Here is a 19,175-nt window from a genome sequence, read left to right on the forward strand (position 1 = left end):
TCCTCCAGTGAAAAAAAAGCCGGGGGCAAGCCCCCGGCGGACAACAGGATTATTACAGGCCCAGCAGGCCGATAGCGTAGCCGACGATACCGATGACGAAGAAGCCGACGATAATCCACAGGGCGTTAACTTTCTTACGCAGCAGCCACATACAGGCGAAAGTCAGCAGCAGAGGCACCAGGCCCGGCATCAGCTGGTCAAGGATAGTCTGTACGGTCGTTACGTGAACCTGACCATCTGAACCGGTGATTTTTGACACCACCAGCGGAATGTTCACATGCGTCCACTTGTTAACCAACGCCCCCATGACAAACAGGCCGAGAATTGACGCCCCCTCGGTCAGTTTCTGCAGGAAGCCGCCGCCCATATCCTTAACGATATCGACACCTTTGCTGTAACCGTATGCCACGCCGTAGTAACGGGTCAGCAGACGGACGGCGTTGAACAGAATAAAGAACAACAGCGGGCCTAACAGGCTGCCGCTCATCGCGATACCGGCGCCCAATGCCGCAAATACCGGACGCACGGTACCCCAGAAGATCGGGTCGCCGACGCCAGCCAGCGGCCCCATCAGACCGACTTTGATACCGTTGATGGCACCATCATCGATCTCGGCACCGTTTGCACGCTGCTCTTCCATCGCCAGCGTTACGCCCAGAACGGGCGCTGCGACGTACGGGTGAGTGTTAAAGAACTCCAGGTGACGCTTAATTGCCTGCTTACGCGCATCGTTGTTCTCCGGATACAGGCGACGAATAGCCGGTACCATAGAGAAGCAGAAGCCCAGCGCCTGCATACGTTCGAAGTTCCATGACCCCTGGAACAGGTTAGAACGAATGAACACGCCACGAATGTCACTCGGAGTGAGTTTTTTCTCGGTGGTATTTTTAGTCATATCAACCATTTCGCTCACCTGTTAGTCCAGTTCGTTATCGAGATCGTTATTACCAGCAGCCTGCGCTGGCGCACCCGCTACGCGGTTGTATTTCGGGCTCAGCTGGATGTAGAGGATAGCCATTACCGCGCCAATCACCCCCAGCGCAACCAGGTTGAAGTTAGTGAACGCAGCGGTGACGAAGCCAAGGTAGAAGAACGGCATCAGGTAGCCTGCGCGCATCATGTTGATGACCATCGCGTAACCAACGACCACGATCATGCCGCCGGCGATGTTCAGACCGCTGGTGACCACTTCAGGAATCGCATTCAGCATGCCCTGAACTTCGCTGGTTCCGACGGAGATAGCCACGATGACCGCCGGGATAGCGATACGCATAGCCTGCAGGAACAACGAAGAGACGTGGAGCCACGAAATCGCCGTCAGGTTGCCATTTTCCGCCGCTTTATCCGCCGCGTGCTGGAAGGCTACGGTAATGGTACGAACGATGATGGTCAGAACCTGGCCTGCTGCTGCCAGCGGGATAGCCAGTGCGATACCGGCGCCGATACCCTGATGACCGGCAATAACCAGAACGGTAGAAATGATGGATGCCAGCGCGGCATCCGGCGCAACCGCCGCACCGATGTTCATCCAGCCCAGGGCGATCATTTCCAGGGTACCACCGATGATGATACCGGTTTTCATATCGCCGAGAACGGCACCGATCAACGTACACGCGACCAGAGGACGGTGGAACTGAAATTCATCAAGTACCGACTCCATACCCGCAATACACGCGACGATGAACACCAGCACAATCTGAAGAAGGGTAATCTCCATTGTACTTCTCCTGTTGATTAAGTCTTAAGTTGAAAACTGGGGCGCGACCCGCAAGGTTATTTCGTTACCTTGCCAATCAGGTCCATCATTTTCAGTTTCTGGTCGGTGGAAACTTTGCGGACTTCCAGCTCGATACCGCGGGCATTTAGCTTTTTAAATGCTTCAATATCTTTTTCATCGACCGAAACGGCGTTGTTCACCTGCGTTTTACCCTGACGGAAAGCCATACCACCAATATTGACGGTGGTGATTTTCACGCCGCCTTCAACGACACGTTCGACGTCGGTAGGGTTGGTAAACAGCAGCATGACGCGATCGCCTGCGTATTTCGGGTTGTTGTAGACGCGAATCATCTTCGCAACGTCGACAACGTGGGCCGTCACGCCCGGAGGAGCAACCTGAGTCAGTAACGTTTTGCGCACGGTATCCGCCGCCACTTCATCACTCACGACAATAATACGGGTAACGTTGGTTTCTTTGGTCCAGCGGGTGGCCACCTGACCATGAATGAGACGGTCATCAATACGCGCCAGGCCGATGACCATGTAGTCGTTCGGACCCATTGGTTTTGCCGGGGCTGCCGCTTTGGCTGCTGCCTTAACCGGCGCCGGAGCGACTTTTTCCACCGCTTTCGCTTTCAGCGCCTTCACGCCTTCGCGACCGGTTTCTACCGCCAGAGCCACCAGCTCGTCGAACGACGGATCGTCGTCGCGCGCCATCAGCGTTTCGACCAGCATCGGAATGTTGACGCCAGCAATCACTTCGTAATGTTCTTTATCGACGACAATGCGGCTGGCGGCATTAAATGGACTACCTCCCCACGTATCGACGAGAAATAACACGCCCTTAGTTGTGTCCAGCTTTGCCAGCTGTGCGTTGTATTTCTCAATTAGCGTTTCGGCATTTTCACCGGGAACGAAATCGATCCAGCCAACGTTTTCCTGCTCGCCCAACAGCATTTCTGCGGTTTTCAGCAGTTGTTCTGCAGCCCAACCATGTGTGCCTATTACAATAGCAATCGTCACTTGCTACCTCCTTTATTATCGTGAATGCATCATCTGTGGTGATACATCCTGAATCACTCTTGCGAACAAAATCGATTCAGTGAGGGTGTAAGATCTAAAATAATTACTACCGCGAATTATTTTAGATAGTGAAAAAATAATTAATGTGATGAAGATCCGTTAATCACGCATCTGCGATTAATAATTTCGCAGCGCAAAAAATAGGCTTACCTATTGCAAAGACTGGTAAAATTTTTTCCAATCTTCCTCCATTTTTTGCTATGTTTAGCTTCCGTTTAATTACTCAGGAGTATAGGGCATAGCCCGCTGTATGGACCCTCATCGACGTCTTTTCACCTTCTGGCATTTTTCTGCCACCGCTACCTGCTACGCTTTTTTACCAGCAACGATTGTCTCTGCCGTGCGTGACATCGCGATGACTCCGTCTGTCGTGAACTGGAGCAACTCATGGAATTCTTAATGGATCCCTCTATCTGGGTCGGTTTATTGACGCTGGTCGTCCTTGAAATCGTCCTCGGTATCGACAACCTGGTCTTTATCGCTATCCTCGCGGATAAACTGCCGCCGAAACAGCGTGACAAAGCGCGGCTGATCGGTCTGTCGCTGGCGCTGTTTATGCGTCTGGGGCTGCTGTCAGTCATCTCGTGGATGGTGACCTTAACCAAACCGCTGTTCAGCATTGCGGATTTCTCTTTTTCCGGGCGCGATCTCATCATGCTGCTCGGGGGGATATTCCTGCTGTTTAAAGCGACGACGGAACTGCATGAACGGCTGGAGAACCGCCAGCACGATGCCGGTCATGGTAAAGGTTATGCCAGTTTCTGGGTGGTGGTGTTACAAATCGTCGTGCTGGATGCGGTCTTCTCGCTGGATGCAGTCATTACCGCCGTCGGGATGGTCAACCATCTGCCGGTGATGATGGCCGCGGTGGTCATTGCGATGATGGTGATGCTGCTGGCCTCTAAGCCGCTGACCCGTTTCGTGAACCAGCATCCGACGGTCGTGGTGCTCTGTCTGAGCTTCCTGCTGATGATCGGCCTGAGCCTGGTGGCTGAAGGCTTCGGTTTCCATATTCCGAAAGGGTACCTGTACGCCGCTATCGGCTTCTCGATCACCATTGAGTTCTTCAACCAGGTGGCACGACGCAACTTTATTCGTCACCAGTCGACGCTGCCGTTACGCGCACGCACGGCTGACGCTATCCTGCGCATGATGGGCGGGCGCAAACAGCACGCCGTGAGCCACGATGGCGAGAGCCCGGCGCCGGTTCCGGTGCCGGAAGGGGCGTTTGCGGAAGAAGAGCGCTATATGATTAACGGCGTCCTGACCCTGGCACAGCGTTCATTGCGCAGCATCATGACGCCGCGCGGTGAAATCAGCTGGGTGAATGCGGAACAAAGCGAAGAAGAAATTCGCCGTCAGCTGCTTTCTTCGCCGCACAGTCTGTTCCCGGTATGCCGGGGCGAACTGGATGAAATCATTGGTATCGTACGGGCCAAAGAGATGCTGGTGGCGCTGGAGGCCGGTGAGAACGTCGCCGCATTAGCCTCGGCTTCGCCGGCGATTGTGGTCCCGGAAACGCTGGATCCTATCAATCTGCTGGGGGTGCTGCGTCGCGCTCGCGGAAGCTTCGTCATCGTGACCAACGAGTTTGGCGTGGTGCAGGGGCTGGTGACGCCTCTGGATGTCCTTGAAGCCATCGCCGGGGAGTTCCCTGATGCCGATGAGACGCCGGAAATCGTCGCGGATGGCGACGGTTGGCTGATTAAAGGATCAACCGATCTGCATGCCTTACAGCAGGCGGTCGGGCTCGATGACATCGTCGATGAAGATGAGGATATTGCGACGGTAGCCGGACTGGTCATTGCCGTGAACGGCCATATACCGCGTACCGGCGATATTGTTGAGCGGGCGCCGCTGCAGTTTACCGTCCTCGAAGCGAACGACTATCGTGTCGATCTGGTGCGCGTAGTCAAAACGGTGCATGACAGCCAGGAAGAAGAATAATCCTCCGGTGTCGTCAGACTGACCGGCCGGTCTCCGCTGGAGGCCGGCCGGTTTTATTATCTGCCATCGCCTCGACCTGACGTCGGGCCGCCAGCCACTGCGGAAAGTCTTCAACCGGCATCGGCCTGGCATAGTAAAATCCCTGCAGGATATCAACGCCGTGGCGCCGCAAATATTCGTCCTGCTGCCGGGTCTCCACACCTTCTGCCACCGTCACAATATTCAGCCGGTGCGCCAGCGCAATAATGATATCCGTTACCGTCGCATTCACGCTGTCGATACCGATAGCGCTGGTAAAGGATTTATCAATTTTCAGCACGTCAGGCCGCAGTTTTTCCAGCCAGGAGAGCGAGCTGTTGCCGGTGCCAAAGTCATCGATAGCCAGGTGCACGCCTCTGAAATGCAGATGTTCCGCCATGTGGTGATCGCCGTCCTGAAGCACGTCCCGCTCGGTGAGTTCAACCACCAGCTGCTGCACCGGGTAGGCGCTGAACCAGAGTTTATGCAGATCGCGCAGCAGTTCACCCTCGGCAAAATGGCGAGCGGCGACATTAATCGAAATGTGAAAATGTTTATCGTGGGGGAATAGCGAAAGCTGGCGTGCGGTTTCTGCAATGACATAGCGGGTGAGGGGAATGATCAGGTTGTAGCCTTCGGCGATAGGAATGAACACATCCGGCGATATGTTTCCCCGTCGCGGATTGTTCCAGCGGAGTAAAATCTCGACGCCGGTACATTTTCCCGAATGGAGATCCTTCAACGGTTGGCACCACAGCTTGAATTCGCGGGCGGCGATGCCGAGGCTGATTTCCCGGGAAAAACTCATCCTGCCCGCGGTAGCCAGCCAGGCTATTCCGGTCATCAGTAGACTCAGGATCAGCGCCAGCGGCAGTTCGCCCGGCAGTTCGTGGAGGGCGATAGCGGAAGCGCCGGGACCGCTGACGTTGATGGCAAACGGGAACTGGGTCGAATGTTGACGGTATATCACAGACTCGCCGGGAAGCACCGGATGATCAACCACCCCGGTCCCGCTGATAAAGTTGCGGGGGCCGACGCTCAGTCCAATACCGGTAATCAACGATGATTTTGCGTTGAGAATTAACTCTCCCAGCAGCTCAATATTGATGATCATCATCACGCCGTCGGCGCTATTGAACGCCGAGGGATACCATTGAATTAAGATGGGCGAGCCGACCAGCAGCGTGTTATCGGTTGAAAAAGCCAGCAGCTCCCGCTGGACTGGCAGGTCGGGTTGCAGCTGATGAATAGAGACGTTGCGATCGCCAAAGATGCTGGAGCAGTAGAGAATATTCGACTTAACCAGCACGATCGAACGCACGGTCTGTAGCGAGGCCGCCAGTTTGCGCAGCGGCAGACGCACATCCTCGCAGGGTTTCCCCACCAGCTGAAGCAGCGAAAGGTGTTGTTCCGATAACGGGCGTAAAATTTTATCCATCGCCACCACCATTTTATTGGTGGTCATCTGGACACGCTGCTGATTTAAACTACGCTGCGAAATAAATCGGATCGCCAACGTGGTCGTCAACGTCAGGAGCGCAACAATCAAACAAATGACAATCCGCTTACGACGGTATGTCGAAATGACCTTTTGTGCATTTTGCATGCGCGACACCCTGTCGACTCTTTGTGTGGAGTAGAATAACAACCGCCATTCAGCAAGTGTAGTGGGTGTAAATAAATAACCGAGAAAAATGCGCCCGGAAGGGCGCATTTGATGGGGAGAGTTTAGTCACACTGAACTTTGATCGCCAGACCACCGCGAGAGGTTTCGCGATACTTGGCGTTCATGTCTTTACCGGTCTCATACATGGTCTCAATAACTTTATCGAGAGAGACGCGCGGTTCGCTGGTGCGACGCATGGCCATACGCGCGGCGTTGATCGCCTTCACGGATGCAATCGCGTTACGTTCGATGCACGGAACCTGTACCTGGCCGGCAACCGGGTCGCAGGTGAGGCCCAGGTTATGCTCCATCCCGATTTCTGCCGCGACACAAACCTGTTCCGGGCTGGCGCCAAGAAGTTCGGCAAGACCGGCTGCCGCCATGGAGCAGGCCACGCCAACTTCACCCTGACAGCCGACTTCCGCGCCAGAAATAGAGGCGTTCATCTTGTACAGGGTGCCAACGGCGCCGGAGGCCATAAAGTAGCGAATATAAATATCCGGGCTGACCGATTCGATAAAATGATCGTAGTAGGCGAGTACCGCCGGTACGATTCCGCAGGCGCCGTTTGTGGGGGCCGTCACCACGCGTCCGCCGGCAGCGTTCTCTTCGTTTACGGCCAGGGCGAACATATTCACCCAGTCAACGACGTTCATCGGGTCGTTTGACAGCTTATCGCTGGCTACCAGCAGACGACGCAGCGCAGAGGCGCGACGAGGAACTCGCAGCGGGCCAGGCAGCACGCCTTCGGTATTCATCCCGCGATCGATACAGGCGCGCATGGTCTGCCAGACGTGAGCAAAATAGTCTTCAATCTCTTTTTTGCTGTGGAGAGCCAGCTCGTTTTGCATCACCATGCCGGAGAGCGACAGCCCGGTCTCTTTGCAATAGGCCAGCATCTCCTGCGCCGATTTGTACGGGTAAGGCACGCACAGTTCGTTGGCACTTTCTTTACCGAAGTGCTCTTCGTCGACGATAAAACCGCCGCCAATAGAGTAGTACGTTTTGCTGTAGATCTCTTTGTCGCCCGCCCAGGCATGAATCGTCATGCCGTTCTCGTGCAGCGGCAGGTTGTCGCTACGAAAGCGCATGCCGTCATCCGCCGGGAAGTCAACTTCATGCTGCCCTTGTGCCAGCAGCAGACGTCCGCGGGTTTCAACGTCGCGGATAAATGCCGGTATCGCGTCAATATCGACCGTATCGGGCTGATTACCCGCCAGTCCCATAATGATGGCGATATCCGTATGGTGGCCTTTGCCGGTTAATGAAAGTGAGCCGTAGACATCGACTGCCACGCGGGTCACTTCATTAAGCAATCCCTTTTCGACCAGGTCATCGACGAACTGTTTACCGGCCTTCATCGGGCCTACAGTATGGGAAGATGAGGGACCAATCCCCACCTTGAACATGTCGAATATACTAATCACGATAATACTCCTGACAGGGTTACCGCAGCGGCGGTAACGATGTGATAACTGCGCATAGTGTAAGAGGGAACCGCACCATCAGCTTAACTATTCACATGAATTAAACTAATGGATAACGGTGAATTTACTAATGGTGAGAGCGCATTCTCATTTTGAGTATATACCCGAAACAGATACCCCGACGACGGGGATAGCGACGGGTCCGAAGCGAGGGAGGCGGCCGGAATTTCAGCCGCGTCAGGCATGATGAAGAAAACTAAGGTTTAGTCCCGATTTGCAGCGCCAGTTCGCGAATAATACCGGCGGTCATTCCCCAGACGAAATAGTGCTGATACCACGACAGCCAGACGCGATGCGAGTTACCGCGGCGGTGAATATCCAGCGGGTGGTAGCGTCCCAGACGCAGCGCTTCAGCGAGCGGCATCTCGAACACCGCAGCGACCTCATCCTGACTGGCGTGATAGTGGAGATTCGGCGGAATGATGCCGACCACCGGCGTGACCTGGAAACCGGTCACGCTGTCTACCGGCGGCAGCACGCCGATAATCTCGACCGACCCGGGGGGAATGGCGACCTCTTCCTGCGCTTCGCGCAGCGCGGCGGCAATCAGCGTGGCATCGGTGGCATCCACGGCGCCGCCGGGGAAGGCAACCTGACCGGCGTGTTTACGTAGCCGCGGCGAGCGTTGGGTTAACAGCAGTCCCGGCTGCGGACGACGAACGATAGGCACCAGCACCGCGGCCTGGCGCTGATTCAGCGCATTGCGCGAGGGCTGCGGGCGCAGTAATTGAAAACGCGAAAGAAAGTCGTCCAGCTCAAGGGCGCCATCCGCCATGTTCTAGCTCTCCAGTTGTTGCAAAATACGATTAACTTTATCAAACGTTTCCTGATATTCGGCCGCTTCTTCGCTGTCCGCCACGATGCCGCCGCCGGCGGAACAGTACAGTTGACCTTGCCAGGCCGTCAGCGTACGAATAGTAATACTGGTATCCATATTGCCACACAGGCTCAGATAGCCGATACTGCCGCACCACGCATTGCGGCGCTGCGGTTCGAGCTCATCGATGATCTGCATCGCCCGCACTTTGGGCGCGCCGGTAATCGACCCGCCGGGGAAGGCCGCACGCAGCAGGTCGCTGGCATGCAGATGAGCCGGCAACCGGGCGGTAATGGTGCTCACCAGGTGGTGCACCGCCGGGAACGGCTCAACCACAAACAGCTCCGGAACCCGTACGCTACCGGCTTCGGCAACCCGACCGATGTCATTACGCATCAGATCGACAATCATCAAATTCTCCGCCCGATCTTTAGGCGAGCTGGCCAGCTTCTCCGCCTGACGGGCGTCCTGCTGCGGATCGGCCAGACGCGGCAGCGTACCCTTAATCGGGCGGGTCTGAATTTCGCCCTGGCGAAGCTGGATAAAGCGTTCCGGCGAAAGGCTGAGTACGGCGCCGTCCTGCAGACGAATAAAGGCGCTGAACGGCGCGCGATTGACGCGGTTCAACTGGCAAAATGCCTGCCACTCATCGCCGCGATAGCTGGCCTGAAAGCGCTGAGCCAGGTTGACCTGATAGCAGTCGCCGCTGTGCAGCCAGGTCTGAATCTGACGAAATTTTTCTCCGTACTGTTCGCGGCTCATATTGGAGCGCCAGGCGGACGTCAGCGCAAACGGGGTCGTTGGCGCGGCGGACTGCGCCTCCAGCCAACGCAGGCGGGCGTGCGGATCGCCATAGCTGAGCAGCGACACTTCGCGGCGCTGGTGATCGACAATCAGCGCCCAGTCATAAATACCGACGGCCATATCCGGCAGCGCGATATCCGCGACGGCGTGCGCGGGCAGAGATTCAAAACGGCGTCCTAAATCATAGCCGAATAACCCCAGCGCGCCGCCGAGGAACGGCAGATGAGGATGCGCCTGTGGCTTTAATCCGCAGCGATCCAGCTGCGTCTGCAGCAGCGTCAGGGGATCGGCCGTTGAGCTGCTCTGCGTCTGACCGTCATCCACCGCGGTTATTTCACCGCGGGTCAGCAGCGTCGTGAGCGGATCGGCGACGATAATGTCAAAACGGTTATGCGGATGGTCAGCAAAACCAGAATGCAGCAGCATCGCCCACGGGGTTGTGCTTAAAGGAGTAAAGTAACGCTCGGCAGCATCCGGGTGCCATGGCAGGGTAATAATAGCGGGGGACAACATCTTCCTCGATCCTAATCGTCACCGTCCTCTGGAAAATCAGGCGGGCGGCATGAAATAATTACGCCACACAATGTAGCAGGAGTGAGTCATGTTTGCAGGTTTACCTTCGCTGAGCCACGAGCAGCAGCAAAAAGCGGTAGAACGTATTCAGGAGCTGATGGCTAACGGGATGAGTAGCGGTGAAGCCATTGCGCTGGTGGCGAGCGAACTGCGCGCCACGCATACCGGCGACCGGATCGTAGCGCGCTTTGAAGATGAAGACGAAGACGAGTAATTACACCGCGGCGATAATTTTAATTTCGACTTTGTATTCAGGCTTCATTAACGCGGCCTGAACGGTGCAGCGTACCGGGGCGTGACCGGCAACCACCCAGGCGTCCCAGGCTTTATTCATGGCGGCAAAATCGCTTTTGTCCGCCAGGAAAATGGTGGCATCAAGAATACGTGACTTGTTGCTGCCCTGTTTTTCCAGCACCGCGTCAATCTGCGCCAGGGTGTTCGCGGTTTGCTCACAGGCGTCCGCGTCAAGGTTGGCCGGTACGCCGGTGTAGTAAAGGGTCTGGTTGTGGATGACGACATCAGACCAGCGGGCTTCCGCATCGATACGCGTAATTGTCATTTTCATTTCCTTCGGTTTTATTCCATCAGACAGCGGCAAGACTGCCATAATGTTCTGCCCACGTCACTACCCGGGCTGGTGAAACGGCGCCCTCCCTGACATAATCACTGTCCAAATAACCAGGGGGCAATGTGATCGACGATTTTGCAGCAGACGGCCAGCTGGCCAGCGCCATTCCGGGATTTAAACCGCGCGAACCGCAGCGCCAGATGGCGGTGGCGGTGGCCCACGCCATAAAAGAGGCGCGGCCGCTGGTGGTTGAAGCCGGGACCGGGACCGGGAAGACCTATGCCTATCTGGCGCCGGCACTGCGGGCCAACAAAAAGGTGATCATCTCCACCGGTTCGAAAGCGCTGCAGGATCAGCTCTACAGTCGCGACCTGCCAACGGTGGCAAAAGCGTTGAACTTCACCGGCAGGCTGGCGCTGCTGAAGGGGCGGTCAAATTACCTGTGCCTTGAGCGTCTTGAGCAGCAGACTCTGGCCGGCGGCGATCTGCCGGTGCAAACCCTGAGCGACGTCATTTTGCTGCGATCCTGGTCTAATCAAACCATAGATGGCGATATCAGCACCTGCGTCAGCGTCGCCGAAGACTCTCAGGCCTGGCCGCTGGTGACCAGTACCAATGACAACTGTCTCGGCAGCGACTGCCCGCTGTACAAAGATTGCTTCGTCGTTAAAGCGCGTAAAAAGGCGATGGATGCCGATGTGGTGGTGGTTAACCACCACCTTTTCCTTGCCGATATGGTGGTGAAGGAGAGCGGTTTCGCCGAGCTCATCCCCGAAGCGGAGGTGATGATCTTCGATGAAGCTCATCAGCTTCCGGATATCGCCAGCCAGTATTTTGGCCAGTCGCTCTCCAGTCGTCAGCTGCTGGATCTGGCGAAAGATATCACCATTGCCTACCGCACCGAGCTGAAAGATACCCAGCAGCTGCAAAAGTGCGCCGACCGGCTGGCCCAGAGCGCGCAGGATTTCCGCCTGCAGCTCGGCGAGCCCGGCTATCGCGGCAATTTGCGCGACCTGCTGGCGGACAGCAACATTCAGCGGGCGCTGCTGCTGCTCGATGACGCACTGGAGCTGTGCTATGACGTGGCAAAACTGTCTCTGGGTCGTTCGGCGCTGCTGGATGCCGCCTTTGAACGCGCGACGATCTATCGTGCGCGGCTCAAGCGACTGAAAGAGATCAACCAGCCGGGCTTCAGCTACTGGTACGAATGCACTTCCCGCCACTTTACCCTGGCGTTGACGCCGTTGACCGTGGCCGAAAAATTTAAAGAGGTGATGGCGCAGAAAGCGGGGAGCTGGATTTTTACCTCCGCGACGCTGTCGGTTAATGACGATCTTCGTCATTTCACCGCGCGGCTTGGCATCGAAGAGGCGGAATCGCTGCTGCTGCCCAGCCCGTTTGATTACGCGCATCAGACGCTGCTCTGCGTGCCGCGCAACCTTCCTCTGCCAAATCAGCCCGGTGCCGCGCGACATCTCGCCGCGATGCTCAAGCCGTTGATTGAAGCTAACGACGGCCGCTGCTTTATGCTGTGCACCTCGCACGCGATGATGCGCGATCTGGCGGAGCAGTTCCGCGCCACCATGACGTTACCGGTTTTGTTACAGGGGGAAACCAGTAAAGGGCAGCTGTTGCAGCAGTTTGTCAGCGCCGGCAACGCTCTGCTGGTGGCGACCAGCAGCTTTTGGGAAGGGGTGGATGTGCGCGGCGATGCGCTATCGCTGGTGATTATCGATAAGTTGCCGTTTACCTCACCGGACGATCCGCTGCTGAAAGCGCGAATGGAAGACTGTCGCCTGCGCGGCGGCGATCCGTTTGACGAAGTCCAGCTGCCGGATGCGGTCATTACGCTGAAACAAGGGGTCGGGCGTCTGATCCGCGATATCGACGATCGCGGGGTGCTGGTCATTTGCGACAACCGGCTGGTGATGCGCCCCTATGGCGCCGTCTTCCTCGCCAGCCTGCCGCCAGCGCCGCGAACCCGCGATATCCGCCGGGCGGTGCGTTTCCTCGCCGTGCCGCCGGCGAGGTAATCTGTCGCAAAATGTGGTAAGCTGCGCGCCATTTTGTCAATCTGCTAGAGCGAGAGCGCGACAACTCATGCGAATTTTGGCTATCGATACCGCCACGGAGGCCTGCTCCGCGGCGCTGTGGAATGATGGCACCCTTTGTGCTCATTTCGAAATTTGTCCCCGTGAACATACCCAACGTATTCTGCCGCTGGTGCAGGATGTCCTGAATGAAAGCAATGTCTCACTGACCGAGCTGGACGCTCTGGCCTTTGGCCGCGGGCCAGGCAGCTTTACCGGCGTGCGCATTGGTATAGGCATTGCTCAGGGGCTGGCGCTGGGGGCTGAACTGCCGATGATTGGCGTATCGACCCTGGCGACCATGGCGCAGGGCGCATGGCGTAAAACCGGGGCCAGCCGCGTTCTGGCGGCCATCGATGCCCGAATGGGTGAAGTGTACTGGGCCGAATATCAGCGCGATGAGCAGGGCGTCTGGCACGGCGAAGAGAGCGAAGCGGTGCTGAAACCTGATGCCGTTCGCGAACGTCTGCAACAGCTGGACGGTAGCTGGGCGACGGTAGGGACCGGCTGGCAGGCCTGGCCCGATCTGGCGAAGGAGACTTCGCTGGTCTTAACCGACGGTGATATGACGCTACCGGCGGCGGAAGATATGCTGCCGCTGGCCTGCTACCTGCTCGCTGCCGGGAAAACCGTTGCTGTAGACAAAGCCGAACCGGTTTATTTGCGTAACGACGTGGCGTGGAAGAAACTTCCTGGCCGAGGATGAATCTCAGTAGGTATAAGACTGAGAGAAGGAGTCGCATCATGGCGGGTCAAAACAAAGCAGTACGTTGGTTATTAGCGGGCGCCGTTGCCGTCGCGTTAAGTGGATGCGTGTCGGTGCCGGACGTGATTAAAGGCTCCAGCCCGACGCCACAGCAAGATTTAGTCCGGGTCATGGCCGCGCCACAGCTCTACGTTGGTCAGGAAGCCCGTTTTGGCGGTAAAGTCGTCAACGTCCAGAATCAACAGGGTAAAACCCGTCTGGAAATTGCCACGGTTCCGCTGGACAGCGGTGCCCGGCCTGAGCTGAACGAAGCATCACGCGGGCGCATCTTCGCCGATGTGAACGGCTTCCTTGATCCGGTTGATTTCCGCGGCCAGCTGGTGACCGTCGTTGGCCCGATTACCGGCGTCGTTGACGGAAAAGTCGGCGGCACACCGTACAAATTTATGCTGATGAATGCGACCGGCTATAAGCGCTGGAACGTGGTGCAGCAGGTGGTGATGCCGCCGCAGCCCATCGATCCGTGGATGATCGGTCCGCGCCCCTGGGCTTACGGTTATGGCGGCTGGGGCTGGTACAATCCGGGCCCTGCGGAAGTCAGAAATGTTGTAACTGAATGATTTTGTGGTTTTTGTAAGCTAAAAGAAACAGCGGCTTGTCCGCTGTTTCTTTATTTTTGGACTAATAAGAAAAATAAATAGTGACGCGCTTCGCAACCTGTAAAACGCCTAATTAATAAACTGGTACGCTGAGTTAATATAATGTTAACAGAATGTTTGTTGATCAGGGGCTGTGATGACGACGAATAACTATTTCAGAGGTGATGCAGTGAAAAAGGTTTGGCTAAACCGCTATCCCGCCGATGTTCCGGCGGAGATAAATCCTGACCGCTACCAATCCCTGGTTGAATTATTTGAACATGCCGCCACGCGCTACGCCGACCAACCGGCGTTTATCAACATGGGCGAGGTGATGACCTACCGTAAGCTGGAGGAGCGCAGCCGGGCGTTCGCCGCTTATCTTCAGCAGGGGCTGGGGCTGCAAAAGGGCGATCGCGTCGCGCTGATGATGCCTAACCTGTTGCAATACCCCATTGCGCTCTTCGGTATTCTGCGCGCGGGGATGATTGTGGTGAACGTCAATCCGCTGTATACGCCGCGTGAGCTTGAACATCAGCTGAATGACAGCGGGGCGGCGGCGATTGTGATCGTCTCCAACTTTGCCCATACCCTGGAGAAAGTGGTCGAGAAAACTCAGGTTAAACATGTGATCCTGACCCGGATGGGCGATCAGCTCTCGACAGCGAAAGGCACCCTGGTGAATTTCGTGGTGAAGTACATCAAGCGCCTGGTGCCGAAGTATCACCTCCCCGATGCGATCTCTTTCCGCAGCGCGCTGCATGCCGGTTATCGCATGCAGTACGTTAAACCCGACATTGTCTGTGCCGATCTGGCTTTCCTGCAGTACACCGGTGGTACTACCGGCGTGGCGAAAGGGGCAATGCTCACCCACCGCAATATGCTGGCTAACCTCGAGCAGGTGAATGCGACCTACGGGCCGCTGCTACATCGTGGGAAAGAGTTTGTCGTGACGGCGCTGCCGCTGTACCACATTTTTGCGCTGACCATGAACTGCCTGCTGTTCATTGAGCTCGGCGGCCAGAACCTGCTGATTACCAACCCGCGTGATATCCCGGGGCTGGTCAAAGAGCTGGCAAAATACCCGTTCACCGCAATGACCGGGGTCAATACGCTGTTCAACGCCTTGCTTAACAACAAAGAGTTTCAGCAGCTCGATTTCTCTTCTCTGCATCTTTCCGCCGGCGGCGGAATGCCGGTGCAGCAGGTGGTGGCCGAGCGGTGGGTTAAGCTCACCGGTCAGTATCTGCTGGAGGGCTATGGCCTGACGGAGTGCGCGCCGCTGGTCAGCGTGAACCCGCACGATATTGACTACCACAGTGGCAGTATCGGGCTGCCGGTTCCGTCGACCGAAGCGAAGCTGGTGGACGATGACGATAATGAGGTCGCGCCGGGCCAGCCGGGCGAGCTGTGCGTGAAAGGCCCGCAGGTGATGCTGGGCTACTGGCAGCGCCCCGATGCGACCGCTGAAATCATCAAAAACGGCTGGCTGCATACCGGCGATATTGCGGTGATGGACGATGAAGGCTTTTTGCGCATCGTCGATCGCAAAAAAGATATGATTCTGGTCTCCGGGTTTAACGTCTATCCGAACGAAATCGAAGATGTGGTGATGCAGCATTCGGGCGTTCAGGAGGTGGCTGCCGTTGGCGTACCGTCGGGAAGCAGCGGTGAAGCGGTGAAGATTTTCGTCGTCAAGAAAGACGCGTCGCTGACCGAAGAGGCGCTGATCACCTTCTGCCGCCGCCAGCTGACCGGATACAAAGTACCGAAACTGGTTGAATTCCGTGATGAACTGCCGAAATCCAATGTTGGAAAAATTTTACGGCGAGAACTGCGTGACGAAGCCCGCGCTAAAGTAGACAATAAAGCCTAAGGTATACGAGAGTCGCCAGACGCCGGCTAAGCCGGCGTTTTTTATGGGCGCAAGTTAAGAGAGCATGATTTGAACTATCAGATGATCACCACCGACGATGGTCTTCGCGCCATCTGTGAAGCGGCAAACGCGGCACCCGCGATTGCGCTGGATACAGAATTTGTCCGCACCCGCACCTACTATCCGCAGCTGGGCCTGCTGCAGCTGTTTGACGGGGAACAGGTTTCGCTGATTGACCCGCTGGAGATAACCGACTGGGCGCCGATGCGTGAGCTGCTGCTGAACAAAGACGTCACCAAGTACCTGCACGCTGGCAGTGAAGATCTGGAAGTGTTCCTCAACACCTTTAACCTGATGCCGCAGCCGTTGATTGATACCCAGATTCTGGCCGCTTTTTGCGGGCGCCCGATGTCCTGGGGATTTGCGTCAATGGTGGAAGAGTATACCGGCATTGCGCTGGATAAGAGCGAGTCGCGCACCGACTGGCTGGCTCGTCCGCTGACCCAGCGTCAGTGCGACTATGCGGCGGCAGATGTCTGGTATCTTCTGCCGATCGCCAGCAAGCTGATGGCGGAAACCGAGGCCGCTGGCTGGCTGGATGCCGCGCTGGACGAGTGCCGTCTGATGCAGCAACGCCGTCAGGAAGTGCAGGACCCGGCGCAGGCGTGGCGTGATATCGGCAACGCCTGGCAGCTGCGCACCCGTCAACTGGGCTGTCTGCAGCTGCTGGCGGAGTGGCGTTTACGTAAGGCGCGCGATCGCGATATGGCGGTCAATTTTGTCGTTCGTGAAGAGCATCTGTGGAACGTGGCGCGCTATATGCCGGGGAGTCTCGGTGAACTTGATAGCCTCGGCCTGTCCGGCAGCGAAATTCGTTTTCACGGTAAGACGCTGATCAGTCTGGTGGCGAAAGCCCAGGAGTTGCCTGAAGAGGCGCTGCCGGAGCCGCTGCAAAACCTGATCGATATGCCGGGCTACCGCAAAGTCTTTAAAGAGATTAAAGCGCTGGTGCAGGAAGTGAGTACCGAGAAGGGGCTGAGCGCTGAGCTGCTGGCGTCAAGACGACAGATTAATCAGCTGCTGAACTGGCACTGGCAGTTGAAAAGCGGAAACGGGCGACCTGAGCTGATTTCCGGCTGGCGAAGCGAGCTGATGGCCGATCGTCTACAGGCGTTGTTAAGCGAATACCCGCGCTAAGCCACAGCAAAAAGCCCGGACAGGTTCTCCGGGCCACTAAGTCGACCAACCCGATAGCGCAAGGCTGTCGGGTTTATTTGGCTCAGGACTTCGACTCTTCCGTTTCTGGCAAAGTCACGTTCAACTCCAGAATCGAAATATCGCCATCCCGTTGTTCCAGCTGAACGCTGACCATTTCCGGGTCGATCTGTACATACTTACAAATCACTTCCAGAATATCTTTGCGTAACTGCGGCAGATAATGCGGTTCAGCGTCGCCGCGACGACGCTCCGCGACGATGATTTGCAGGCGCTCTTTCGCAATGTTGGCCGTGTTCTTTTTCCGCGAGAGAAAAAAGTCGAGTAATGCCATAATTTATCCTCCGAACAGGCGTTTGAGGAAACCTTTCTTCTCTTCTTCAATGAAGCGGAAAGGACGTTCTTCTCCGAGCAGACGTTCAACCGTATCGGCATAGGCCTTGCCTGCGTCTGACGCGTCATCCAGGATAACCGGCTCACCCTGGTTTGATGCCCGCAGCACGGACTGATCTTCCGGGATTACGCCTACCAGATTGATACGCAGGATTTCCAGAACATCTTCCATGCTCAGCATGTCGCCTTTGTTGACACGACCTGGGTTGTAGCGGGTCAGCAGCAGGTGTTCTTTGATCGGCTCATCGCCATTTTCCGCGCGGCGGGATTTGGAGGCGAGGATACCGAGGATACGGTCGGAGTCACGAACGGAGGAGACTTCCGGGTTGGTGGTGATGATGGCTTCATCGGCAAAATAGAGCGCCATCAGCGCACCGGTTTCGATGCCTGCAGGGGAGTCGCAGACCACAAAATCGAAGTTCATCTTTTTCAGTTCTTCGAGAACTTTATCTACACCTTCGCGGGTCAGCGCATCTTTATCACGCGTCTGGGAGGCGGGGAGGATATAGAGATTGTCGGTGCGTTTATCTTTGATTAACGCCTGATTCAGCGTGGCATCGCCCTGAATCACGTTGACGAAGTCATAAACGACCCGACGCTCGCAGCCCATAATCAGGTCGAGGTTACGCAGACCGATATCAAAGTCGATAACGACAGTTTTCTTTCCCTTCTGGGCCAAACCGGTAGCGATGGCCGCGCTGGAGGTGGTCTTGCCAACGCCCCCTTTACCCGAAGTCACAACAATAATGCGTGCCATAGAAATTCCTTGTTAAAAAGGGACTAACTCAACGGTTGAATAGTCAAAGCGGTATCACCCAGACGCAGGCGGGCCGCTTTGCCATAAAATTCGGCCGGGATATTATCACTCAGCCAGTATTCCCCTGCGATGGAAACCAGTTCCGCCGTGAGGTGTGAACAAAATATTTGCGCTTCTCTGTCGCCGCCTGCGCCCGCGAGTGCGCGTCCCCGCATCATGCCATAAACATGGATGTTACCATCGGCAATAAGTTCCGCACCGGCACTCACATGATTTGTAACAATCAGATCACAGTTTGGTGCATAAATGCGCTGACCGGAACGTACCGGCAGATCAATTAAACGCGTTTTTGTGATCGGATTAACAACTGGCGGCGGCGTGACCGGCTCTGGCGTCGCCTGGCGGGGGATTTTCTCTTTCCCTTCCGTCAGTAAAGGAATCCCGGTGCGGTCGATTTCCGTTTTTAGCCGCGGGATTTTGCAACCACTCACGCCCATAATCCGTAAACCGGTGCTCGCAATGGCTTCATGCATAGGGCGCCAGTCAACGTCGTTTTCGACATTGCTGATATTCACAACGACCGGAGCGTGACGTAAAAAAGCGGGAGCCTGGGCGATCTTGTCTTCTAACGCCTGACGAATAACCTCGGGATTTGCGTCGTGCAAATGAACGACAGATAAGGTGAAGCTACTGCCCTTAAGTTCGATTGGCGTATTTGACATCCTGGCCTTACTCAATTTGCTGTTTATCACCCGCCGAAGTGCGGTGATATTCCGAAGACTAAAAGGCATGTTATAGTCACTCATATATTGAGGCAA

General features: G+C 56.1%; 18 protein-coding genes. 7 read left to right on the forward strand and 11 right to left on the reverse strand.

Annotation, left to right across the window (positions count from 1 at the left end):
• Nucleotides 1-52 precede the first annotated feature (52 nt).
• Genes DSD31_RS09555 through manX form a run of 3 tightly spaced genes read right to left on the reverse strand, consistent with a single transcriptional unit; the run spans nucleotide 53 to nucleotide 2,742 of the window.
• The gene (locus DSD31_RS09555; RefSeq protein ID WP_004863911.1) at nucleotides 53-904 is read right to left on the reverse strand and encodes a PTS mannose transporter subunit IID; all 852 of its coding nucleotides are present in this window, start codon (nucleotides 902-904) and stop codon (nucleotides 53-55) included.
• Nucleotides 905-916: 12 nt separating this feature from the next.
• A complete protein-coding gene (locus DSD31_RS09560; RefSeq protein ID WP_004863908.1) occupies nucleotides 917-1,717 on the reverse strand; it encodes a PTS mannose/fructose/sorbose transporter subunit IIC in 801 nt (266 codons plus the stop codon).
• A 56-nt stretch (nucleotides 1,718-1,773) separates the two neighbouring features.
• Complete coding sequence (manX, locus tag DSD31_RS09565; protein ID WP_004863905.1) at nucleotides 1,774-2,742, reverse strand: PTS mannose transporter subunit IIAB; 969 nt, start codon at nucleotides 2,740-2,742, stop codon at nucleotides 1,774-1,776.
• Nucleotides 2,743-3,189: 447 nt separating this feature from the next.
• Here manX and yoaE point away from each other — a divergent pair, with 447 nt between their 5' ends.
• The gene (yoaE, locus tag DSD31_RS09570; RefSeq protein ID WP_004863902.1) at nucleotides 3,190-4,749 is read left to right on the forward strand and encodes a CNNM family cation transport protein YoaE; all 1,560 of its coding nucleotides are present in this window, start codon (nucleotides 3,190-3,192) and stop codon (nucleotides 4,747-4,749) included.
• A gap of 13 nt (nucleotides 4,750-4,762) precedes the next feature.
• Here the strand turns inward: yoaE and DSD31_RS09575 are convergent, their stop codons facing one another.
• The 4 genes from DSD31_RS09575 to pabB form a co-directional block, all read right to left on the reverse strand.
• Nucleotides 4,763-6,373 (reverse strand): EAL domain-containing protein, encoded by a 1,611-nt coding sequence (locus tag DSD31_RS09575; protein ID WP_064367733.1) that lies wholly within the window; start codon nucleotides 6,371-6,373, stop codon nucleotides 4,763-4,765.
• 122 nt (nucleotides 6,374-6,495) lie between these two features.
• Complete coding sequence (gene sdaA, locus DSD31_RS09580; protein WP_004863895.1) at nucleotides 6,496-7,860, reverse strand: L-serine ammonia-lyase; 1,365 nt, start codon at nucleotides 7,858-7,860, stop codon at nucleotides 6,496-6,498.
• 256 nt (nucleotides 7,861-8,116) lie between these two features.
• The gene (locus DSD31_RS09585; protein ID WP_004863892.1) at nucleotides 8,117-8,695 is read right to left on the reverse strand and encodes a CoA pyrophosphatase; all 579 of its coding nucleotides are present in this window, start codon (nucleotides 8,693-8,695) and stop codon (nucleotides 8,117-8,119) included.
• Between the two features lie 3 nt (nucleotides 8,696-8,698).
• Entirely contained in the window at nucleotides 8,699-10,054 is a 1,356-nt protein-coding gene (gene pabB, locus DSD31_RS09590) for an aminodeoxychorismate synthase component 1 (protein WP_113991002.1), read from the reverse strand.
• Nucleotides 10,055-10,142: 88 nt separating this feature from the next.
• On the opposite strand from pabB, the gene DSD31_RS09595 reads away from it, so the two are divergent.
• On the forward strand, nucleotides 10,143-10,328 hold the full coding sequence (locus tag DSD31_RS09595) for a YoaH family protein (protein ID WP_004863886.1): 186 nt from the start codon (nucleotides 10,143-10,145) through the stop codon (nucleotides 10,326-10,328).
• Here the strand turns inward: DSD31_RS09595 and DSD31_RS09600 are convergent, their stop codons facing one another.
• Nucleotides 10,329-10,673 carry a RidA family protein gene (locus DSD31_RS09600; protein ID WP_004863882.1) on the reverse strand — a complete coding sequence of 115 codons (345 nt, stop codon included), beginning with the start codon at nucleotides 10,671-10,673 and terminating at the stop codon, nucleotides 10,329-10,331. It lies immediately after the preceding gene.
• A 131-nt stretch (nucleotides 10,674-10,804) separates the two neighbouring features.
• Here DSD31_RS09600 and DSD31_RS09605 point away from each other — a divergent pair, with 131 nt between their 5' ends.
• The 5 genes from DSD31_RS09605 to rnd all read left to right on the forward strand — a co-directional run bounded on the left by DSD31_RS09605 (nucleotide 10,805) and on the right by rnd (nucleotide 17,189).
• Complete coding sequence (locus tag DSD31_RS09605) at nucleotides 10,805-12,715, forward strand: ATP-dependent DNA helicase (RefSeq protein ID WP_004863879.1); 1,911 nt, start codon at nucleotides 10,805-10,807, stop codon at nucleotides 12,713-12,715.
• Between the two features lie 67 nt (nucleotides 12,716-12,782).
• Nucleotides 12,783-13,478: a tRNA (adenosine(37)-N6)-threonylcarbamoyltransferase complex dimerization subunit type 1 TsaB gene (gene tsaB, locus DSD31_RS09610; protein ID WP_113991003.1), complete on the forward strand. Its 696-nt coding sequence runs from the start codon at nucleotides 12,783-12,785 to the stop codon at nucleotides 13,476-13,478.
• A 38-nt stretch (nucleotides 13,479-13,516) separates the two neighbouring features.
• Complete coding sequence (locus tag DSD31_RS09615; RefSeq protein WP_032724646.1) at nucleotides 13,517-14,098, forward strand: Slp family lipoprotein; 582 nt, start codon at nucleotides 13,517-13,519, stop codon at nucleotides 14,096-14,098.
• A 208-nt stretch (nucleotides 14,099-14,306) separates the two neighbouring features.
• A complete protein-coding gene (fadD, locus tag DSD31_RS09620) occupies nucleotides 14,307-15,992 on the forward strand; it encodes a long-chain-fatty-acid--CoA ligase FadD (RefSeq protein WP_086816208.1) in 1,686 nt (561 codons plus the stop codon).
• 81 nt (nucleotides 15,993-16,073) lie between these two features.
• Nucleotides 16,074-17,189 carry a ribonuclease D gene (gene rnd / locus DSD31_RS09625; RefSeq protein WP_004863868.1) on the forward strand — a complete coding sequence of 372 codons (1,116 nt, stop codon included), beginning with the start codon at nucleotides 16,074-16,076 and terminating at the stop codon, nucleotides 17,187-17,189.
• Between the two features lie 82 nt (nucleotides 17,190-17,271).
• On the opposite strand, the gene minE is transcribed toward rnd, so the two are convergent.
• The 3 genes from minE to minC are packed head-to-tail and all read right to left on the reverse strand — an operon-like array spanning nucleotide 17,272 to nucleotide 19,079.
• Nucleotides 17,272-17,541 carry a cell division topological specificity factor MinE gene (minE, locus tag DSD31_RS09630; protein WP_002910902.1) on the reverse strand — a complete coding sequence of 90 codons (270 nt, stop codon included), beginning with the start codon at nucleotides 17,539-17,541 and terminating at the stop codon, nucleotides 17,272-17,274.
• 3 nt (nucleotides 17,542-17,544) lie between these two features.
• Nucleotides 17,545-18,357 (reverse strand): septum site-determining protein MinD, encoded by an 813-nt coding sequence (gene minD, locus DSD31_RS09635; RefSeq protein ID WP_004863866.1) that lies wholly within the window; start codon nucleotides 18,355-18,357, stop codon nucleotides 17,545-17,547.
• A 23-nt stretch (nucleotides 18,358-18,380) separates the two neighbouring features.
• Nucleotides 18,381-19,079 carry a septum site-determining protein MinC gene (gene minC / locus DSD31_RS09640; RefSeq protein ID WP_113991004.1) on the reverse strand — a complete coding sequence of 233 codons (699 nt, stop codon included), beginning with the start codon at nucleotides 19,077-19,079 and terminating at the stop codon, nucleotides 18,381-18,383.
• Nucleotides 19,080-19,175: the final 96 nt, after the last annotated feature.

Origin of the sequence: Klebsiella sp. X13 (assembly GCF_003323835.1) — a bacterium.
Taxonomy (GTDB): domain Bacteria; phylum Pseudomonadota; class Gammaproteobacteria; order Enterobacterales; family Enterobacteriaceae; genus Klebsiella; species Klebsiella ornithinolytica.